18 protein-coding genes and 1 pseudogene are annotated in these 16,445 nt (G+C 67.4%); 10 read left to right on the top strand and 9 right to left on the bottom strand.

The features are described from left to right. The 3 genes and pseudogenes from AB0N75_RS11460 to AB0N75_RS11450 form a co-directional block, all read right to left on the bottom strand. Nucleotides 1-284 (bottom strand): annotated as a pseudogene (locus AB0N75_RS11460) (ABC transporter permease); the annotation flags it as partial. Between the two features lie 254 nt (nucleotides 285-538). After that, nucleotides 539-778, bottom strand: coding sequence for a PLD nuclease N-terminal domain-containing protein (locus AB0N75_RS11455; RefSeq protein WP_364649526.1), 240 nt, complete (start codon nucleotides 776-778; stop codon nucleotides 539-541). Between the two features lie 71 nt (nucleotides 779-849). Continuing rightward, complete coding sequence (locus AB0N75_RS11450; RefSeq protein ID WP_364649524.1) at nucleotides 850-1,593, bottom strand: NUDIX hydrolase; 744 nt, start codon at nucleotides 1,591-1,593, stop codon at nucleotides 850-852. A gap of 73 nt (nucleotides 1,594-1,666) precedes the next feature. Between AB0N75_RS11450 and AB0N75_RS11445 the strand changes: the two genes are divergently transcribed. After that, on the top strand, nucleotides 1,667-2,269 hold the full coding sequence (locus AB0N75_RS11445; protein WP_364649521.1) for an NAD(P)H-binding protein: 603 nt from the start codon (nucleotides 1,667-1,669) through the stop codon (nucleotides 2,267-2,269). 54 nt (nucleotides 2,270-2,323) lie between these two features. Here the strand turns inward: AB0N75_RS11445 and AB0N75_RS11440 are convergent, their stop codons facing one another. Beyond that, nucleotides 2,324-3,367, bottom strand: a complete 1,044-nt coding sequence (locus AB0N75_RS11440; protein ID WP_364649518.1) for an LLM class flavin-dependent oxidoreductase — start codon at nucleotides 3,365-3,367, stop codon at nucleotides 2,324-2,326. 29 nt (nucleotides 3,368-3,396) lie between these two features. Further along, nucleotides 3,397-4,047 (bottom strand): NAD(P)-binding domain-containing protein, encoded by a 651-nt coding sequence (locus AB0N75_RS11435; RefSeq protein ID WP_364649516.1) that lies wholly within the window; start codon nucleotides 4,045-4,047, stop codon nucleotides 3,397-3,399. A gap of 95 nt (nucleotides 4,048-4,142) precedes the next feature. On the opposite strand from AB0N75_RS11435, the gene AB0N75_RS11430 reads away from it, so the two are divergent. From AB0N75_RS11430 to AB0N75_RS11415, 4 genes are all read left to right on the top strand, one after another. After that, entirely contained in the window at nucleotides 4,143-4,649 is a 507-nt protein-coding gene (locus tag AB0N75_RS11430; RefSeq protein ID WP_364649513.1) for a MarR family winged helix-turn-helix transcriptional regulator, read from the top strand. Between the two features lie 10 nt (nucleotides 4,650-4,659). Beyond that, entirely contained in the window at nucleotides 4,660-4,953 is a 294-nt protein-coding gene (locus AB0N75_RS11425) for a DUF503 family protein (protein ID WP_353918177.1), read from the top strand. 101 nt (nucleotides 4,954-5,054) lie between these two features. Then, nucleotides 5,055-5,486, top strand: a complete 432-nt coding sequence (locus tag AB0N75_RS11420; RefSeq protein ID WP_364649509.1) for a hotdog fold thioesterase — start codon at nucleotides 5,055-5,057, stop codon at nucleotides 5,484-5,486. 30 nt (nucleotides 5,487-5,516) lie between these two features. Continuing rightward, nucleotides 5,517-6,347 (top strand): aldo/keto reductase, encoded by an 831-nt coding sequence (locus tag AB0N75_RS11415; RefSeq protein WP_364649506.1) that lies wholly within the window; start codon nucleotides 5,517-5,519, stop codon nucleotides 6,345-6,347. A 72-nt stretch (nucleotides 6,348-6,419) separates the two neighbouring features. On the opposite strand, the gene AB0N75_RS11410 is transcribed toward AB0N75_RS11415, so the two are convergent. Beyond that, complete coding sequence (locus AB0N75_RS11410) at nucleotides 6,420-7,523, bottom strand: acyl-CoA desaturase (protein WP_364649503.1); 1,104 nt, start codon at nucleotides 7,521-7,523, stop codon at nucleotides 6,420-6,422. Nucleotides 7,524-7,828: 305 nt separating this feature from the next. Here AB0N75_RS11410 and AB0N75_RS11405 point away from each other — a divergent pair, with 305 nt between their 5' ends. The 4 genes from AB0N75_RS11405 to AB0N75_RS11390 all read left to right on the top strand — a co-directional run bounded on the left by AB0N75_RS11405 (nucleotide 7,829) and on the right by AB0N75_RS11390 (nucleotide 10,794). Next, a complete protein-coding gene (locus AB0N75_RS11405) occupies nucleotides 7,829-8,035 on the top strand; it encodes a cold-shock protein (RefSeq protein WP_127512299.1) in 207 nt (68 codons plus the stop codon). Between the two features lie 116 nt (nucleotides 8,036-8,151). Next, entirely contained in the window at nucleotides 8,152-8,859 is a 708-nt protein-coding gene (locus tag AB0N75_RS11400; RefSeq protein WP_364649500.1) for a hypothetical protein, read from the top strand. A 1-nt stretch (nucleotide 8,860) separates the two neighbouring features. After that, complete coding sequence (locus tag AB0N75_RS11395; RefSeq protein WP_364649497.1) at nucleotides 8,861-9,550, top strand: PspA/IM30 family protein; 690 nt, start codon at nucleotides 8,861-8,863, stop codon at nucleotides 9,548-9,550. Nucleotides 9,551-9,765: 215 nt separating this feature from the next. Next, nucleotides 9,766-10,794: a D-2-hydroxyacid dehydrogenase gene (locus AB0N75_RS11390; RefSeq protein ID WP_364649494.1), complete on the top strand. Its 1,029-nt coding sequence runs from the start codon at nucleotides 9,766-9,768 to the stop codon at nucleotides 10,792-10,794. A gap of 145 nt (nucleotides 10,795-10,939) precedes the next feature. Here AB0N75_RS11390 and xdhC read toward each other — a convergent pair whose 3' ends face one another. The 3 genes from xdhC to AB0N75_RS11375 are packed head-to-tail and all read right to left on the bottom strand — an operon-like array spanning nucleotide 10,940 to nucleotide 15,695. Continuing rightward, a complete protein-coding gene (xdhC, locus tag AB0N75_RS11385) occupies nucleotides 10,940-11,863 on the bottom strand; it encodes a xanthine dehydrogenase accessory protein XdhC (protein WP_364649492.1) in 924 nt (307 codons plus the stop codon). Further along, nucleotides 11,863-14,238 carry a xanthine dehydrogenase molybdopterin binding subunit gene (xdhB, locus tag AB0N75_RS11380; RefSeq protein ID WP_364649489.1) on the bottom strand — a complete coding sequence of 792 codons (2,376 nt, stop codon included), beginning with the start codon at nucleotides 14,236-14,238 and terminating at the stop codon, nucleotides 11,863-11,865. The genes xdhC and xdhB overlap by 1 nt, the downstream gene beginning before the upstream one ends. After that, the gene (locus tag AB0N75_RS11375; RefSeq protein ID WP_364649486.1) at nucleotides 14,235-15,695 is read right to left on the bottom strand and encodes an FAD binding domain-containing protein; all 1,461 of its coding nucleotides are present in this window, start codon (nucleotides 15,693-15,695) and stop codon (nucleotides 14,235-14,237) included. Before AB0N75_RS11375 ends, xdhB begins: the two co-directional genes overlap by 4 nt. Before the next feature lie 255 nt (nucleotides 15,696-15,950). Here AB0N75_RS11375 and AB0N75_RS11370 point away from each other — a divergent pair, with 255 nt between their 5' ends. Continuing rightward, nucleotides 15,951-16,436: an SRPBCC family protein gene (locus AB0N75_RS11370; RefSeq protein ID WP_364649484.1), complete on the top strand. Its 486-nt coding sequence runs from the start codon at nucleotides 15,951-15,953 to the stop codon at nucleotides 16,434-16,436. The last annotated feature ends 9 nt before the right edge of the window (nucleotides 16,437-16,445 follow it).

Raw genomic sequence — 16,445 nt, 5'->3', positions numbered from 1 at the left:
GCCATCAACAGACCGAGCAACCACGCCAGCATGGTCTCGCCCACGGCCAACCAGAAAGCGGTGAGCCCGAAGTCGTTGAACAGCATCGCGATGACTTCGGACGCCGGCGGCAAAAACCGCGCCTCGACAATCCCCACCCGCGGCACCAGTTCCCACACCAGCAAGAACGCAAGAATTCCGGCCACGCCCAGCAGCTGCTTGGTGGGCCGCTTCCTCGCCGGGCGTTTACGCGAACGACTGGCCGCGGCGCCCTGGCTGTCCGTTGTCACCGCCGGAGCGCTCATGGCAGCAGCTCATCCCGGTGCGGCGCTTTATTCAGCGCACATTTCATTTCCACTCCTTCTGCCCCGAGGAGAACGGGGATTCAGACCACGCTTGTTCGCTGACCGAACACGCGTTCACTATTTCAAGTGTGGTCGATGCCACTCAGTGACGTCAAACACTCTAGGGCATCGTTACGCAGCCGAAACCACAAGACAGTGTTTGACGCTGTTTGAGGCACCAGAATTGAAATAGTCAACGGATTGTGGTTGGAGATTCAGCGCTTTCGGCCGAAGATGAAGTAGGCCGCGGGCCCGATGAAGTTGAGGAACGACGCCGCGAACCACGCCGGCTTCGGTCCGTTGACCAGAGCCGCCGGGCGCTTCTTCAGGTCCCTCAGCGCGGCGGTCTGCAGGGCAATCTGCACCGCGGCCGTCGCGGCAACACGCAGTTTCTGGCCCCCGCTCAGATCCTTGAAGGACTTTTTCTTGGTGGCCCTCTTCAGTGCGTTCCTCATGGCGGTCTCCCGGTCTATTCAGGCAGCAGGTGCCAACAGTCTAGGCGCGCACCGGCAGACGGAGTAGGGGGTCAGCGGTCCCGTTCGTACCGCCACGGCAGCGAACCCGTGGAGAGCCGGTGCCTGGCCCCGGCCGAAGCGGCCGCGCCGGGGCCCGGGTAAGCATCGTCGCCCGCCCAGACGATGGCATGGCCGGTGTCCGGATCCTCGATCACGTAACTCTCAAAATCGAACGGCTGCGCCCCGCGGGCCGCCTCCAAGGCGTCGGCCACGGTGGCTAATCCGCTCAGTTCGTGCAGCGTGACCCAAGTCGGCGGGACCAGATGCATGCTGCCGGACTGGTGCAGGCTGAGCGCTTCCCGCGGCGACAGCCACGCGTAGCCGGCCAGCTCGGCGTCGTTCAGTTGGACCTCACCAACCGGCGCTGCCGCCACGAAGAACCATGTCTGGAAGCGGCGAACCAGGCTGTGCCGGGGCACCCAGTTGGACAGATGCACCAGCTCCTGCCCGGAGATCCGCAGCCCGGTCTCTTCAAAGGTCTCACGGACGCCCGCAGTCCTCGCTGCCGCCAACTGCTGGGCAAGGTCATTGACGACGGCGGTGTCCGCCGCCGCGGGCCCGCCGGCTTCCGCTTTGGCCGCCACGTAGTCCTCCGGGTCCACCTTGCCGCCGGGGAATACCCAGGCCCCGGCGAAGGTTCCCTTGCCAGGCCGTTCCAGCATCAGGACCTCGAGTCCGTCCGCACTGTCGCGCAACAAAACGACCGTTGCCGCCAGCTCCGCCTGGTTCGCCTGACTGTCCACCGCATTGTCCACGTCCCCTAGCTTAGGTCCGTGGCCGAAATGGTTGGTTCCAGTCGACCGCTTCACCCCACGAGAGGACTTCCAGATGAAGATTGCCGTCTACGGCGCCACCGGCATGGTCGGCAGCCAGATCACCGCAGAGGCACTGCGCCGCGACCATCACGTCACCGCGATTTCGCGCAGCGGCACCGCGATGGACGGCGCCACGGCCTTGGCTGCGGAGCTGTCCGATGTGAAGACCTACAAGCAGATTGCCGGCGAGCACGACGTCGTCGTCCTCTCCATCCCGCCGTCGCGCACCGGAGAATCCCATGCGCCGTTCGTGGACGCGCACGAGGCAATCTCGGAGACCCTCATTCCTGCACGGCTGTTGGTGGTGGGCGGCGCCGGCGCCACCGAAGTGGACGGCGTGCAGCTGAAGGACCTGCCCGGCTTCCCCGAGGACTACAAGCCCGAGGCCACCACCATGGCCGAAGTTTTGGAACTGTATCGCTCCGCGTCCGGCCTGGAATGGACCATGCTGGCCCCCGCGCCGCAGATCGCACCCGGCGAGCGCACCGGCAGCTACAAGCTGGGCGCCGACTCCCCTGCCGGCGAGAGCGTCTCCACGCAGGACTTTGCGGTGGCTGTGCTGGACGAGCTGGAGAACCCGCAGCATGAAAACCGCCGTTTCACGGTAGCCAACTAGGAACTCCCCGTGGCCAGGGCATCGGCACTCTTCAGTGCCGGCGCCCTGGCACGCCTACTTCAGGGAGAGCAGCCGTTCGACCCGCGGCTTCACCTCGGTGGCCAGCAGCGTGATGGATTCGAGCAGGTGTTCGTGCGGCAGCCCGCCGATGTCGGTCTGCAGGAAGTGGCGCATGTGACCCAGATGGCCGTGCAGGTGGACGATGCGCTCGGCCACTTCGTCCGGGCCGCCCACGTAGTAGGCGCCCGGGGCATCCGCCTGCGCCTGGAAGGCGCGCTTGTCCGGCGCCGGCCAGCCGCGCAGCCGACCCATTTCCACATTGAGGTTGTGCCAGCCCGGGTAGAACCTGTCGAGGGCCTCCTGCTTGGTCGGTGCCACCAGGCCCAGGGCGGCCACGGACACCTTGATCTCCGGGCCCGCATGGCCGGCCTGTGCGGCGCTGCGCCGATACAGCTCGGCCAGCGGTGCGAACCGGTGCGGGGCACCGCCGATGATCCCGTAGGAGACGGGCAGCCCCAGCTGTCCGGCCCGGGCCGACGAACCGGCATTGCCACCGGTGGCCAGCCAGATGGGCAGCCGGCCGGCGGCAGGGCGCGGCACCACGGCCAGCTCCGCGATGGCCGGCCGCCGGGAGCCGCTCCAGCTCACCTCGGGCGCGGTGCTGTTGTTGAGGGTCATCAGCAGGTCCAGCTTCTGCGCATAGAGCTCGTCGTAGTCACCCAGGTCGTAGCCGAAGAGCGGGAAGGTTTCGACCGACGAACCGCGGCCAGCGGTGATTTCGATCCGGCCGCCGCCGGAGATCGCGTCGGCGGTGGCGAACTGCTGGAAGACGCGGACGGGGTCGTCGGTGGAAATGATGCTGGCGGCGCTGCCGAGCTTGATCTGCTTCGTCGCGGCCGCGGCTGCTGCCACGATGGCTCCGGGTGAGGACGCGGGCATGCTGGTGGTGTGGTGTTCGCCGATCCCGAAGTAGTCCAGCCCGGCGCCATCGGCGTGGACGATCGCCTCGAAGAGATTGCGTACCGCCTCGGACGTGGCGCGCTGCGAGCCGTCCGGATTCAGCTGCGTGTCGCCGAAGCTGTAGGCACCGATTTCCATGCTGTTTCCTGTTCTGCCCGCTGACGTCGTCAGGGAAGGGCTGGTTCGCTTGCCTCGGCCAAGAGGCCGCGGAGCTGCTCGGCGGTGTGGGCCGCGTTGAAGATGTCGGTCCCGGGTTGGAAGAGGCGGCCGGCCGACAGCGGGCCGGCATCGATCGGGTCGTAACCGAGCCGGTCGATGAATCCGGCGACCAGTGCCTTGGCGTCGCCGTCATCGGAGGCCAGCGCTAAGGCCCGGCGATCGGCGGAGCCGGATTCGCGGCCGTCGACTTCAAGCTCTCGGTAACCGATGTGGTTCAGGGATTTCACCAGCCGCGCGCCGGCCAGGAACTCCTGAATGACCTCGCTGCTGCCGCGTCCGTCGTCGTCGAAGTCGGCAATCACACCGTCCGTCTGCGCCCAGTAGTTCATCGCGTCGACGACGGTCCTGCCGGCCAACAGGTCCGGACTCAGCGTGCGGTACTTGTGCAGCGGGACGGCCGCGACGACGAGGTCCGCCGCCGCTGCTTCGGCCGCATCAACCGCTTCGGCTCCCGGCGTGATGATTTCGGCCAGCAAGGCGATCTCGGCTGCGGGCTTGGCCGTGGCGATCTTCACCCGGTAGCCGGCCTTGAGCGCCTGCCGGGCCACGGCGGTGCCCACCCGTCCCGCTCCCAGAATCCCAATTTCGCCAAGCTCCATGTCAACTCCACTTGCCAAGAAAGTATGTTGCTGGACAGACTATATGTCCCGCAGATTATCTGCGCAACTTCGTGTAACCGGTTATGATGTGTGGCATGACAGGAGCACCGGCGGCGGCCGCCGAACCGACGCACGGCCAGATACCCGGCGATCTCGGCTGGAACCTGGGCATGGTGCTGCGCGGCTATCAGTCCCGGTTCGAGGAGGCGGTTGCGGACATGCCCGAGGGGATCCGGGGCTACCAGGTCCTCTCCGCCGTGGTCCACCGGGATCCGCCCAACCAGCAGGCACTGGGCGCCCATCTGGCCATCGACCGGACGGTATTGACCTACCTCCTGGACAAACTGGTGGCTGCCCGGCTGGTGGAACGCGTCCCGGCGGCCAACGACCGGCGCGCACGGAAGATCGTCCCGACCGGACAGGGCCGCACGGTGCTCTCGCGCTACGAGGTCCGCGTGGCCGCTGCCGAGCAGAGCCTGCTTTCGGGCCTGGCCACGGACGAGGTCGCCCAATTGTCCGGACTTATTCGGCGACTGGCCATGGAAATCCACCGCGCGCAGCCGAACTCCAACCCGTGCGAGGCGATGGACCACCTGCCCTAGACTCGTCCCCATGTGGATCGGCTGGATAGAGTTCGACCTGCTCCTGGGCGATGTGCATTCGCTGAAGGAAAAACGCTCGGTGCTGCGGCCGATCATCGCCGAGGTGCGGAAACGGTTCGATGTTTCCGTGGCCGAGGTCGGCCAGCAAAGCCTCTACCGGCGCGCGGAGGTGGGCATCGGCCTGGTCGGCGCCGACCGGGCCCATGTAGTGCAGGTGCTGGACACGGCCGAAAACTACATCGCCTACCGGCCCGGCGTCGACCTGCTCAGCACACGGCGGAAGGTCCTCTCCAGCGAGGACTGACGTCCGGCAGCACCCCCGGCGGCCACCGGGCGCATCGTGCGCGACGGATCTTGGTAGCGTGGGTCACGCCAATGATCCACGCCACGTCCGGGAGGACCCCGTTGACCACCCCCGCCGCCAACGCGCAGTTTGCCACGGTCGAGGACCTTGTCCGCCACCGTTACGCGTCCGACAAAGCATCGCAGCACCTCGGCATTGAGGTACTCGAGGCCGAAGAGGGCCGCGTGGTCATGGCCATGCCTGTCCAGGACTACATGCTGAACGGCCACCACATTCTGCACGGCGGATACTTGTTCACCTTGGGTGACACCTGCTTCGCGTTTGTGTGCGAGTCTCTGGGCCGCCCGTCCGTGTCCCGGCAGGCCGAAATCACCTACATCGCCCCCGGTGCCGCGGATTCACGGCTGGTCGCCACCGGCGTCGAGCGCACCCGCTTCGGCCGCAACAACATTGTGGATATTTCCATCCACGACCAGGACGGGCAGCATCTGGCCGAACTGCGCGTGTTCGGCGTGCTGGTCCCGAAGAAGTAGTTCCACATCCCCCGCGCGAAGGAGCATCACATGATCACTGTGCCCACGATCGACCTCAACAACGGCGTCGCCATCCCGCAGCTTGGCTTCGGCGTTTTCCAGGTGCCGCCGGCCGAAACGCAGCAGGCGGTGGAAGCGGCCCTGGAAGCGGGTTACCGCCACATCGACACGGCCGCGGCGTACCGGAACGAGTCCGGCGTCGGTGCCGCCATCAAGGCCAGCGGAATCGCCCGTGAGGATCTGTTCATCACCACCAAGCTCCGCAACGGCGAACAGGCCGACGCCCGCCTGGCCTTCGACAACAGCCTGCGCGAACTCGGCCTGGACTTCGTGGACCTCTATCTGATCCATTGGCCGGTGCCCTCGCAGAACCTGTACGTGCAGGCGTGGCAGACGCTGGAAGGGATCTACACCGAAGGCCTCAGCCGGGCCATCGGCGTTTCCAACTTCCTGTCCGAGCACCTGGAGACGCTGCTGGCGGCCGGAGGCACGGTGCCGGCGGTGAACCAGATCGAGATCCACCCGACCTTCCAGCAGCGCGAAGTGGCGGCGCTCAGCCGCAAGCACGGCATCGCCGTTGAAGCCTACAGCCCGCTGGGCCAGGGCGCCGATCTGGAGAGCCGGACGGTCACCGCCATCGCCGCAAAGTATTTGGCGACCCCGGCCCAGGTGGTGCTCGCCTGGCATCTGGCCAATGGCACCATCGTGATTCCCAAATCCGCCAATCCGGACCGGATAGCGAAGAACCTGGCCGCAGCACGGCTCACCCTCGACGCGGACGACCTGGCCGCCATCACGGCGCTCGACGCCGACGGCCGCGTGGGCGCCGATCCGGCCACGGCCGCTTTCACCCAGCTCTAGAAACGACGGTTGCCGGTGTCCGCATTGGACACCGGCAACCGGACGAAGCTGGTGGGCGCTGGCGGCTGAGCGCTAGAGCCGGCGGTACTCGGCCACCATCGGGCAGTCGAACGGATCCCTGGCGGAAAGCCCCACCTTGTTCAGGTACTGGACCACAATTCCGTAGGACTTGGGCAGCGACGTTTCCGTGTAAGGGATCTTGTGGGTGGCGCAGTATTCGCGCACAATCTCGGCGGCCTTGGCCAGATTGGGCCGCGGCATGCTGGGAAAGAGGTGGTGCTCCACCTGGTAGTTCAGCCCGCCCATGAAGGCGTTGATGGAGCCGCTTCCCAGCCGGGTGCGGCCGATGATGTTGCGGCTGGTCAGGACCTGGCGGCTGAGGAAGTCCACCTTGGAGTCCTTGGGGATCAACGGCATGCCCTTGTGGTTCGGTGCGAAGGACGCACCCATGTAGACGCCGAAGACGGCCAGCTGGACCCCGATGAAGGCGAACGCCATGCCGGTGGGCAGGAAGACAAAGATCGCGGCGACGTAGAGGGACAGGCGCGCGAAGAGGATGGACAGTTCGCGTTTGCGGCCCTTGACCTGGCCGCGGGCAAACAGCGACTTGATCGATGTGGCGTGCAGGTTGATGCCCTCGAGCATCAACAGCGGGAAGAACAGGTAGCCCTGGCGGCGGGTGAACCACGCCATCAGCCCCTTGCGCTTGGCCGCCTGCTCCGGCAGGAAGGAGATGGTGTCCTGTTCAATGTCCGGGTCTTTGTCGATGGTATTCGGGTTGCCATGGTGGCGGCTGTGCTTGTTCATCCACCACTGGAAACTGATTCCCACCACGGCGTTCGCCAGGAACCTTCCGGCGCGGTCGTTGGCGGGACCGGACTCGAAGACCTGCCGGTGGGCCGCCTCGTGGGCCAGGAACGCCAACTGCGTGAACAGGATCCCGAGTGCTGCGGCAATCAGCAGCTGGAACCAGCTGTGGCCCAACAACACGAACCCGGTCACCGCGCCGCCGAGCCCCAGCACCAGCGCCGCAAAGAGGCTGATGTAGAAGCCGCGGCGCTTCCTGAGCAGGCCGGCGTCCCGCACCGTGTTCAAAAGCTGGGAGTAGCCGGTGGCTGCCGACGAACCACGCTTGCTGCGCGTGGAGGTTGCGGGTGGAGATACAGATATGCTCATGCGGCCTTCGGTCGATCGGGTCCGACTTCCCAGCCGCTTCAGTAGGGCGGTTACCCCGTAGATGAAGATCACTCTACGTTGCCTTGCTGAACGCGCGCTGAACGCAGCGCGGCGTGGTAGTGCCATTCGGCATCCCGGCCGCTATCCTGTACAGTGAATCTTGTAGTTGTTGTGTTGCGCATTTGATTTTGAGCAACAGACCCTTCACCGAAGGGTTTGTGCTTCTCTGAACGGCGGACGAAAAAACACCGCTGCAAGCGATTCGTGAAGTCCGCGGATCGTGAATTACTCGGAGGAGTACAAAAATGGCAACTGGAACCGTCAAGTGGTTTAACTCTGAAAAGGGCTTCGGCTTCATCGCTCCGGACGACGGCTCGGCCGACGTTTTCGCTCACTACTCGGCTATCGAGAACAGTGGCGGATACCGCGAACTGCGTGAAGACCAGAAGGTCGAATTCGAAACCGTGCAGGGCCCCAAGGGCCTGCAGGCTGCAAACATCCGCGGCCTCTAAGACGGCAGCGGCAACGCCGCACTAGTCTTCCGATGGAGCCGGTTCCCGCAAGGGAACCGGCTCCATTGTTTTCCTCCTACTGGCAGCAACCGGGCCTCCGGGGGCAAACTGTAGGCATGAGCATGATCCCAGCGACCGCCAGTTCCGAATCTTTCCTGGCCGACATGGTCCTGCAGATCCTCTTGTTCACCGGCATCACCATGCTGTGCGTCGGCACTGCCGCCGCCGTGGGCCTGTGGCTGGTGATCCGCCGGATCCGGCGCTCGCGCAGGCTCCGGTACGGACTGCGCTCGGGTGCCCTGACCGTGCGCAGCTACACCAAGGACGACGCCGGCCGCCGCCTTGCGCGGCAACGGCTCGGTCTGCAGCGCTCGGCCGAAGCGACGCGGCGCGCCTTGGCAGCCGCGTTCGCGGAGAGGCGCTTCGTCGGCGAACTGCCGCTGGTGGCGGACCGACTGCATGCCGCATCCCGGTCGCTCGATGAACAACTGAAGCTGGCCGAGGGAGAGCCGGAGCCGGGAGTGAAGCGTTCCCTGGCCGCCAGCCTGGACTCCCGGGTCCAACAGCTGAACCGGCTCTCCGGCGAACTGCGGCAGAATCTGATGGAAGCCGGCTATTCCGCCGATGCCGAACAGTTGGAGCTGGCGGGCAAGCATCTGTCCCGCGAGATCGAGGCGCTGCACGCGTGGTCTTCGGCCTACCGCGGCACATCCGGCAGCCACGGCAGTTACATCCCCACTGTCCCGCTTCGCGGCTGGCTGGACGTCCGGCCGCGCCGTCGGCCCGCCCCGGCGCAGCGCCGGCCCAACCCCACCAGGAGCTAATGTGTCCATCAAACGCCGCATCGGACGCATTATCCGTGCCAACCGCACAGCCAAAGAGGCACCGGTGGACCCTCTGGCCACCATCGCGGCCAGCCAGCAACAACAGTTTGAGGCCGTGGACCAAGCCCGCCGCAGCGTTGCCGACATCGCCGCCGACTGCCGGCGGATCGAGTTGTTGCTGGACGAGGCCAAGGCAGAGCAGGCGTACTGCGACCGCTACGCCGAAGAATCCGTAGCCAGGGGCGACGACGACGGTGCCCGCGAGGCCCTGCACCGCAGCATCACCGCGTCCAAGCGGGTGCAAGCGCTCTCCCGCCAGTATGAACGCATGGCTGAACAGTGGCGCCAACTGAACGGCGAGCTGGGCCGGCTGTCTCTGCGGATTGATGAAAGCCGGATGCAGTTCCAGACCCTTCAGGCCCGCCACAGCGTGGCTCAGGCCACGCTCGGCATGCAGCAGGCCGCATCGGCTGCCGCCGGCAGCGCCACCGACATGCAGTCGGCTGCCCGGGACGCCGAGCGGGAGACCCGGCGGATCGAGGCCGAGGCCGCCGCCCGTAATGAAATCGCTTGGTCGGACCCGGACTCGCCCCAGGTACAGGCCGCCTTCGAATGGCTGGAGGCCAGCGCGGAAGTCGAGGGCCAGCTGGGAGAACTCAAGACCAAGGGCAACCAGCCGCCCCGCACCTGAAACTTTGGCTGGCGGCACAGCGCCTGGCTGTCCTGTCCTTGGCGGCACGGACAGCGGATACCCTGTGGCTCCTGCCCGCAGAATCTGCCAACAGCACCCCGGCGGGCCTCAAGCCCGGCATCCTCGGGCCGCATCGGAACCGCCGGCTCCTCTAGGATGGTCACTGCCCACCGGGGCCAGGGCAGCGCGGCAACGGAAAGATGGAGATGGCTGGAATGCACGAGACCTTGACGGAACGCAAAGCCCTCGAGCCCCTCGGCGCGGCGACCGTGACGGCGGCGGGCAAGCCGGTGGTCGTCGTCCTGTATAAGGACACCCTCCCGCCTGGGATGGCGGACGTGGAAGCTGCCGCCGAGGTACGGTATGCCACCTCGGACCAATTAGCCGAGGCTCTCGATGGGGCGCAGGTGCTGTTGCTCTGGGACTTCTTCTCCGCGGCGCTGGAGGATGCCTGGTCTGCCGCCGGCTCGCTGGAATGGATCCATGTGGCCGCCGCCGGCGTGGACAAGCTCCTGTTCGAGGACCTGCGGGAATCCGGGGTGCTGGTGACCAACGCCCGCGGCATCTTCGACCGGCCGATGACCGAATTCGTGCTCGCCGTGATGCTGGCCTTCGCCAAGAACCTGCCCGGCCTGCTGTCCCTGCAGCGTGAGCGGAGCTGGCAGCATCGGGAAACCGAGCGGCTCGAATCCAGCCACGCGCTCATCGTCGGCACCGGGGCCATCGGCCGCGAGATCGCCCGCGTCCTCAAGGCTGTGGGCCTGCGCGTTTCCGGGGCCGGGCGCACGGCACGCAGCGGTGATCCCGATTTCGGCGAGGTCTACGCCTCGTCCGAACTGGCCGCCGTGGTCGATGGCTTTGACTGGTTGGTGGTGGTGGCACCGCTGACCGCGCAGACCCGGCATCTGGTCGACGCGCCCGTACTGAAGGCCATGAAGCCCACCGCCCGGCTGATCAACGTGGGCCGCGGCGCCAGCGTGGATACCGAGGCGCTGGTGGAGGCGCTGCAGGCCGGTGACATCGCCGGAGCCGCCCTGGACGTGTTCGAAGTCGAGCCGTTACCGGCCGGCCACCCGTTGTGGGCGATGGACAACGTGATGATCTCCCCGCACCTGAGCGGCGACTCCCGGGGCTGGCTGCCGCAGCTCGCAGGCCAGTTCGCGGACAACTTCGGCCGCTACGTCCGGCAGCAGCCGCTGGAGAACGTGATCGACAAGAAGCTGGGCTTCGCCGCACCGTCCTAGCCGCACCGACTTAAACCTGTTTGGGACGACCCGTGGGTTCTACCGAGAGGTCTTAGGGACGCCGACAGCACTTACCTGGACCGGAGAGCGCAGTCACCTTCAGGGCAGGGTAATTCGGTGAGGGCAGTGTCCATGGATACTGCCCTCACCGATTAACCGTGCCCTGACGGGTTAACCCTGCCCTCGCGGGCGGCGGGTCTGGATGCTTCGGGCACCGCGCGGCCGGTTGGACCGGAGGTTTCCAAGACCGGGCGGGTGGCCGGCCCGGATCCTCCGGAACGGCGCTGCCCAGCCTGCCGAGCAGTTCCGCCGCGACCGAAACCGCGATGGCGGCTGGCGCTTTGCCGCCGATGCCGGGCAGGCCGATCGGACAGCGGATGGAGTCCACGTCCTCATGCCCTTCGGCGCTCAGCCGCTGGCGGAACCGAGCCCATTTGGCAGTCGAGCCGATCAGGCCAACGTCCAGGCCGCCCCGGCGCAGCGCGGCGTCGCACAGCAGGAAATCCTCGGCGTGGTCGTGGGTCATGATGTAGACGTGCGAGCCGGCCGGCAAGGCCTGCAGTACAGTCTCCGGTGCCGGGGTGTGATGGACCGTGACCGCGGCGCTGCCCGCGGACACGTCGGCCAGCCGGAGCGGATCGAGCTGCCCGGCCCGGCTGTCGGTCAGGTGCAGCCGCAGGCGCAGCCGGGAGAGGATCCTGGCCAGCTCGAATCCCACATGCCCGATACCGAAGATCGCCACCACCGGATCATGGCGCAGCGGTTCCAGCAGTACCTGCACTTCGCCGCCGCAGCACTGGCGTCCGTGCTGGCTTGCCGCATGCTCGTTGAGCGCAAAGGTCAAAGTCTCGGGCGCGCCGGACGCCTCGGCGATCATCCGGCGGGCGCGGTCGATCACCTCGGCTTCCAAGTTGCCGCCGCCGATGCTGTCCCACAGGGCGTCCGCGGCGATGACCATCTTGGCTCCGGCCTCGCGGGGTGCATGGCCGCGCACGGAGACCAAGGTGGCGAGCACGCCGGGGCGTCCGTCGTCGCGCAGATTCTGCACCGCAGCCAACCAGTCCATCATCAGCCAGCTCCCGATGCGGCGGGCGTCGTCGCGGGGACGGCATGCCCGGCGGCGGCCCGGGCCTCTTGGACAGCCCAAAAGACAGCTTCCGGCGTCGCCGGGCTAGGCAGCTCGAGCGGACGGCCCGCCGGCCCGAAGGCAGCAGCGGCGGCGCGCAGGGCTTCGCGCACGCTGAAGGCAAGCATCAACGGTGGCTCCCCCACTGCCTTGGACCCGTACACCACACCGCTTTCGGTGGCCCGTTCATACAAGTGGACGTTGAACTCCTCGGGCATCTCGGAGAAGCTGGGGATCTTGTAGGTACTGGCCGCCTGTGTGGCCAGTCGGCCCCGGCCGGGCCCCGCGCTCGTGTCCCAGCGCAGTTCCTCCAGGGTCAGCCAGCCGGCTCCTTGGACGAAAGCACCTTCGATCTGGCCCTGGTCGATCAGCGGGGACAGGCTGTCGCCGACGTCGTGCACAATGTCGGTGCGCAGGAACCGGTAGGCCCCGGTGAAGCCGTCCACCTCCACCTCGGAGACTGCGGCGCCGTAGGAGAAGTACTTGAATGGCTCGCCCTGCATGTTTGCGGAATCCCAATGGATGCCCTCGGTCCGGTAGAAGCCCGCGGCGAAGAGCGGCGTGCGCTGGAAGTAGGCCGTGTGCGCCAGCTCGGCAAAGGACAGGCTCTCGGTTGAGCCCAGCCCGGTCACGCGGCCGTCGACGAAGCGCACGTTGTAGGGCTGGGTGTCCAGCTTGCGCGCCGCGACTTCGGCCAGTTGCTCGCGGATCTGCTCGCAGGCGTGCTTCACCGCCCCGCCGTTGAGATCGGCGCCCGAACTCGCTGCCGTGGCCGAGGTATTGGGCACCTTGTCCGTCCGCGTCGGGGCCAGCCGCACGAAGTCCAGCGGTACGCCCAAGGCGGTGGCGGCCACCTGGCGCATCTTGGTGTGCAGGCCCTGGCCCATCTCCGTGCCGCCATGGTTGACCAGCACCGAGCCGTCCTTGTAGACGTGTACCAGCGCCCCGGCCTGGTTGAAGGCGGTGAAATTGAAGGAGATGCCGAACTTCACCGGCGTCATCGCCAGCCCGCGTTTGCTGTGCTCGTGGGTGGCGTTGAACTGCTCCACCGCTTCCCGGCGCCGCTCGACGTCCGCGCGCACTGACAGCTGGGACCAGATGTCGTGCAGCCGTTCGGCGTGCCGGACCGGCTGGCCGTACGGGGTGCTCTGGCCCGGCGCGTACAAGTTGCGGCGGCGCAGTTCTGCCGGTTCGATGCCCAGCGCCGGGGCACAGCGGCCCAGGATGTCCTCGATGACCAGCATGCCCTGCGGCCCGCCGAACCCGCGGAACGCCGTCTGCGAGGTCTTGTTGGTCTTGGCGGTCCGGCCCTGGACCTCGACGTCGGGGATGAAGTAGGCGTTGTCGATGTGGCAGAGCGCGCGGGCCAGGACCGGCTCGGACAGATCCAGGCTCCACCCGCCGTCGGACGTGATGATGGCGCGCAGCGCGAGGAGGAGTCCGTCGTCGTCGAAACCGACTTCCCAGCGCGCGTGCATCGGATGCCGCTTGCCGGTCAGGGTGATGTCCTGGGTGCGGTTCAGGCGCAGCCGGACCGGCCGCCCGGTGAGCACGGCGCCGAGCGCGGCGACGGCGGCCAGCCCGTGCGGCTGCATCTCCTTGCCGCCGAACCCGCCGCCCATCCGCAGGCACTGGACGGTGACCTCGCTGTTGGACAGGCCCAGCACGTGGGCGACGATCTCCTGGGTCTCCGAGGGGTGCTGGGTGGAAGACTGGACGAAGACCTGCCCGGACTCGTCAACATGGGCCAGCGAGGCGTGGGTCTCCAGATAAAAGTGCTCCTGGCCGCCGAACTCGAACGTGCCGCTGAACCGGCGTGGCGCGTGCTTCAGCCCCGCCTCGGCGTCGCCGCGGGCCACCACGGGCTGGTTTCCCTGGTAGCTGGCCGCATCGATGGCCTCGGTGAGGGTCAGCAGCGACGGCAGGTCCTCGTAGACCACCTCAACGGCCTCCGCCCCCAGCCGCGCGGCCTCGGCGGTTTCGCCCAGCACCCAGCACACGGCGTGGCCGTAATACATCACCTCGTGAGGGAAGAGCGGTTCGTCGTCCTTGGCTCCGGCGTCGTTGACGCCGGGAACGTCATCGGCTGTGAGGACCCTGACCACGCCAGGGATGGCCGATGCCGGCTCGGTGCGCAGCGCGGTCACGTAGGCATGGGCGTGGGGTGCCTGCACCGGCCATGCATGCAGGCATCCGCGCATCCGCCCGACCAGATCGTCGGTGTACAGGGCCGTTCCGGTCACGTGCAGCGCCGCGCTTTCGTGCGGCACCGGCTGGCCCACGGCGGGATTGTCGGGCCGGTCGGCAAGCGAGGTCACCGGATCACCTCCAGTTCCGGTGCGTTCTCGGCGTAGAAACGCAGCATCGCCTGCTCCAGCATCGCGGTGCGGTAGCGGGCGCTGGCCCGGTGGTCGTCCATCGGCGTGCCTTCGCCGGCCATGATGCCGGCCGCTTCCGCCGCGCTCTCCGCAGTCAATTCCGTGCCGGTCAGCGCGTCCTCGGTGGCCCTGGCACGCAGCGGCGTCGCGGCAACCCCGCCCAGCCCGATTTTCACAGCGGTCAGCACGGCGCCGTCGAACCGGGCCGCGAAGGCGACCGCCACGGAGGAGATATCGTCATAGCGCCGCTTGGCCACCTTGTGGAAGGCGGTGCTCGGGGCCAGCGGCAGCGGCACCCGGACGGCGCGGATGATCTCGTCCGGTTCCCGGACGCTCTGGCGGTAGCCGGTGAAGTAGTCGGCGAGCGCCACCGACCGATCGCCGCGTTTTGAGGTCAGCAGCAGGGTGGCGTCGAGGGCCAGCAGGACCGGCGCGGCGTCGCCGATGGGCGATCCGGTCCCGAGGTTCCCCCCGAGCGTGGCACTGTTCCGGATCAAACGGGAAGCGAACTGCGGGAAGAGTTTGCTCAGCAGCGGCACCCGCCCGGCCAGTCCCTGCTCCACTTCTGTGAGTGTGAGCGCGGCCCCGATGTCCACGTAGTCGGCTCCCATGTTCAGACCGCGGAGCTCCTGCAGCCGGTCGATGGCCAGCACCAACAGCGGGCGGCTGTGCCGCAGGTTCCGCTCCACCCCGACGTCGGTGGCTCCCGCCACCAGGACGGCGTCGGGATCCTGCTCCCATCGGTCAAGGAGCTCCTGCAGCGTCCCGGGACGGAGGAATTCCGCGCCTTCGGACACAAACCGGGTCAGCCGGACGGTCGGCGCCGGCGCCTCCCTCCGGACGGCCAGCGGATCCCCGTCGGCCGGCGCATCGAGCGCGTAGGAGGCGTCGCGGATCGGCCGGTAGCCGGTGCAGCGGCACAGGTTTCCGCTCAGCGCGTGCAGGTCGAAACCGTTGGGTCCATGGTCCGGCACCGGTTCGCCGGCAGCGGCGGGTTGCCGTTCGGGCCGGTAGTACTCGGCCGCCATCGCGCATACAAAGCCGGGGGTGCAGTAGCCGCACTGGGATCCGCCGCGGTCCGCCATCTCGCGCTGGACCGGGTGCAGCTCCTCGGCGCTGCAGGCCCCCGGAGCGCGTCCCAGCCCTTCGGACGTGACCACCTCCCCGCCGTCGAAAGCCAGCGCCGCCGGCAGGCAGGAGTTGACGGCAGTCCAGCGGGTGCGGTCCGGCCCGTCCTCGCGTGCCAGCAGCACCGCGCAGGCGCCGCATTCCCCTTCTGCGCAGCCTTCCTTGGCCCCGGTCAGCCCCTGGCCGCGCAGCCAGTCGAGCAGGCTGACCTGCGGTCCGGCGGCCAGCACCCGCGGCACACCGTTGACCTTCACCTCATGCGGCTCCATTGCCTCACGCCCCTCCGCCGTCGGAACACGGGCTGGATCTCAGCAGTCCCCGGTCGGCTCGTCGCCGTAACTGCCCATGATAAAACGTGACGACCTGCATTGGAATGGTTGCTCTGAAACCCAATTCAGGGCACGACGGCGATCGTCTGCTCCGGCGGGTTCGCCGAGTTCCGTTCCGTGGCAGCTGGGGGACGCGGCTGCTACCGTCGGAGCCAACCACAGCCCCGAAGACCATTACCGCGCAAAGGCAGGACCATGGACGAGAACGCTCAAAGGGTGGACCGGGGCAGCCTGCAGATCGGCGCGCCGCCGGCAACGATCTACCGCGCACTGACCGACCCCGACAGCCTCGAAAGGTGGCTGCCGCCGGAGGGCATGGTGGCCAGCGTGGAGCATTTCACCCCGGGAGTCGGCGGCGGTTTCCGCATGGTCCTCACCTACCTGGACGCCTCCGGCCACGGAAAGACCTCGGACACGACGGACGTCACCAACGTCGAGTTCGTTGACCTGGTCCCGGACGAGAAGATCGTGCAGCACGTCAGGTTCACGTCCGACGACGCCGACTTCGCCGGAACGATGACCATGACGTGGGAGCTGCAGGCGCAGCCGGCAGGAACACTAGTGAGCGTTGCCGCCACGAATGTTCCGTCGGGCATTTCGTCCACTGATCACGAAGCCGGGCTGGCCTCGTCCCTGGCAAATCTCGCCGCCTTTCTCGAGCAAGGAAGCAGCGCCGGCTAGTGCAGCAGG

This window comes from Arthrobacter sp. NPDC089319, assembly GCF_040684925.1.
Taxonomy (GTDB): domain Bacteria; phylum Actinomycetota; class Actinomycetes; order Actinomycetales; family Micrococcaceae; genus Crystallibacter.
Note: the sequence above shows the minus strand (reverse complement) of the source record. Positions and strands in the feature narration are given on the sequence as shown.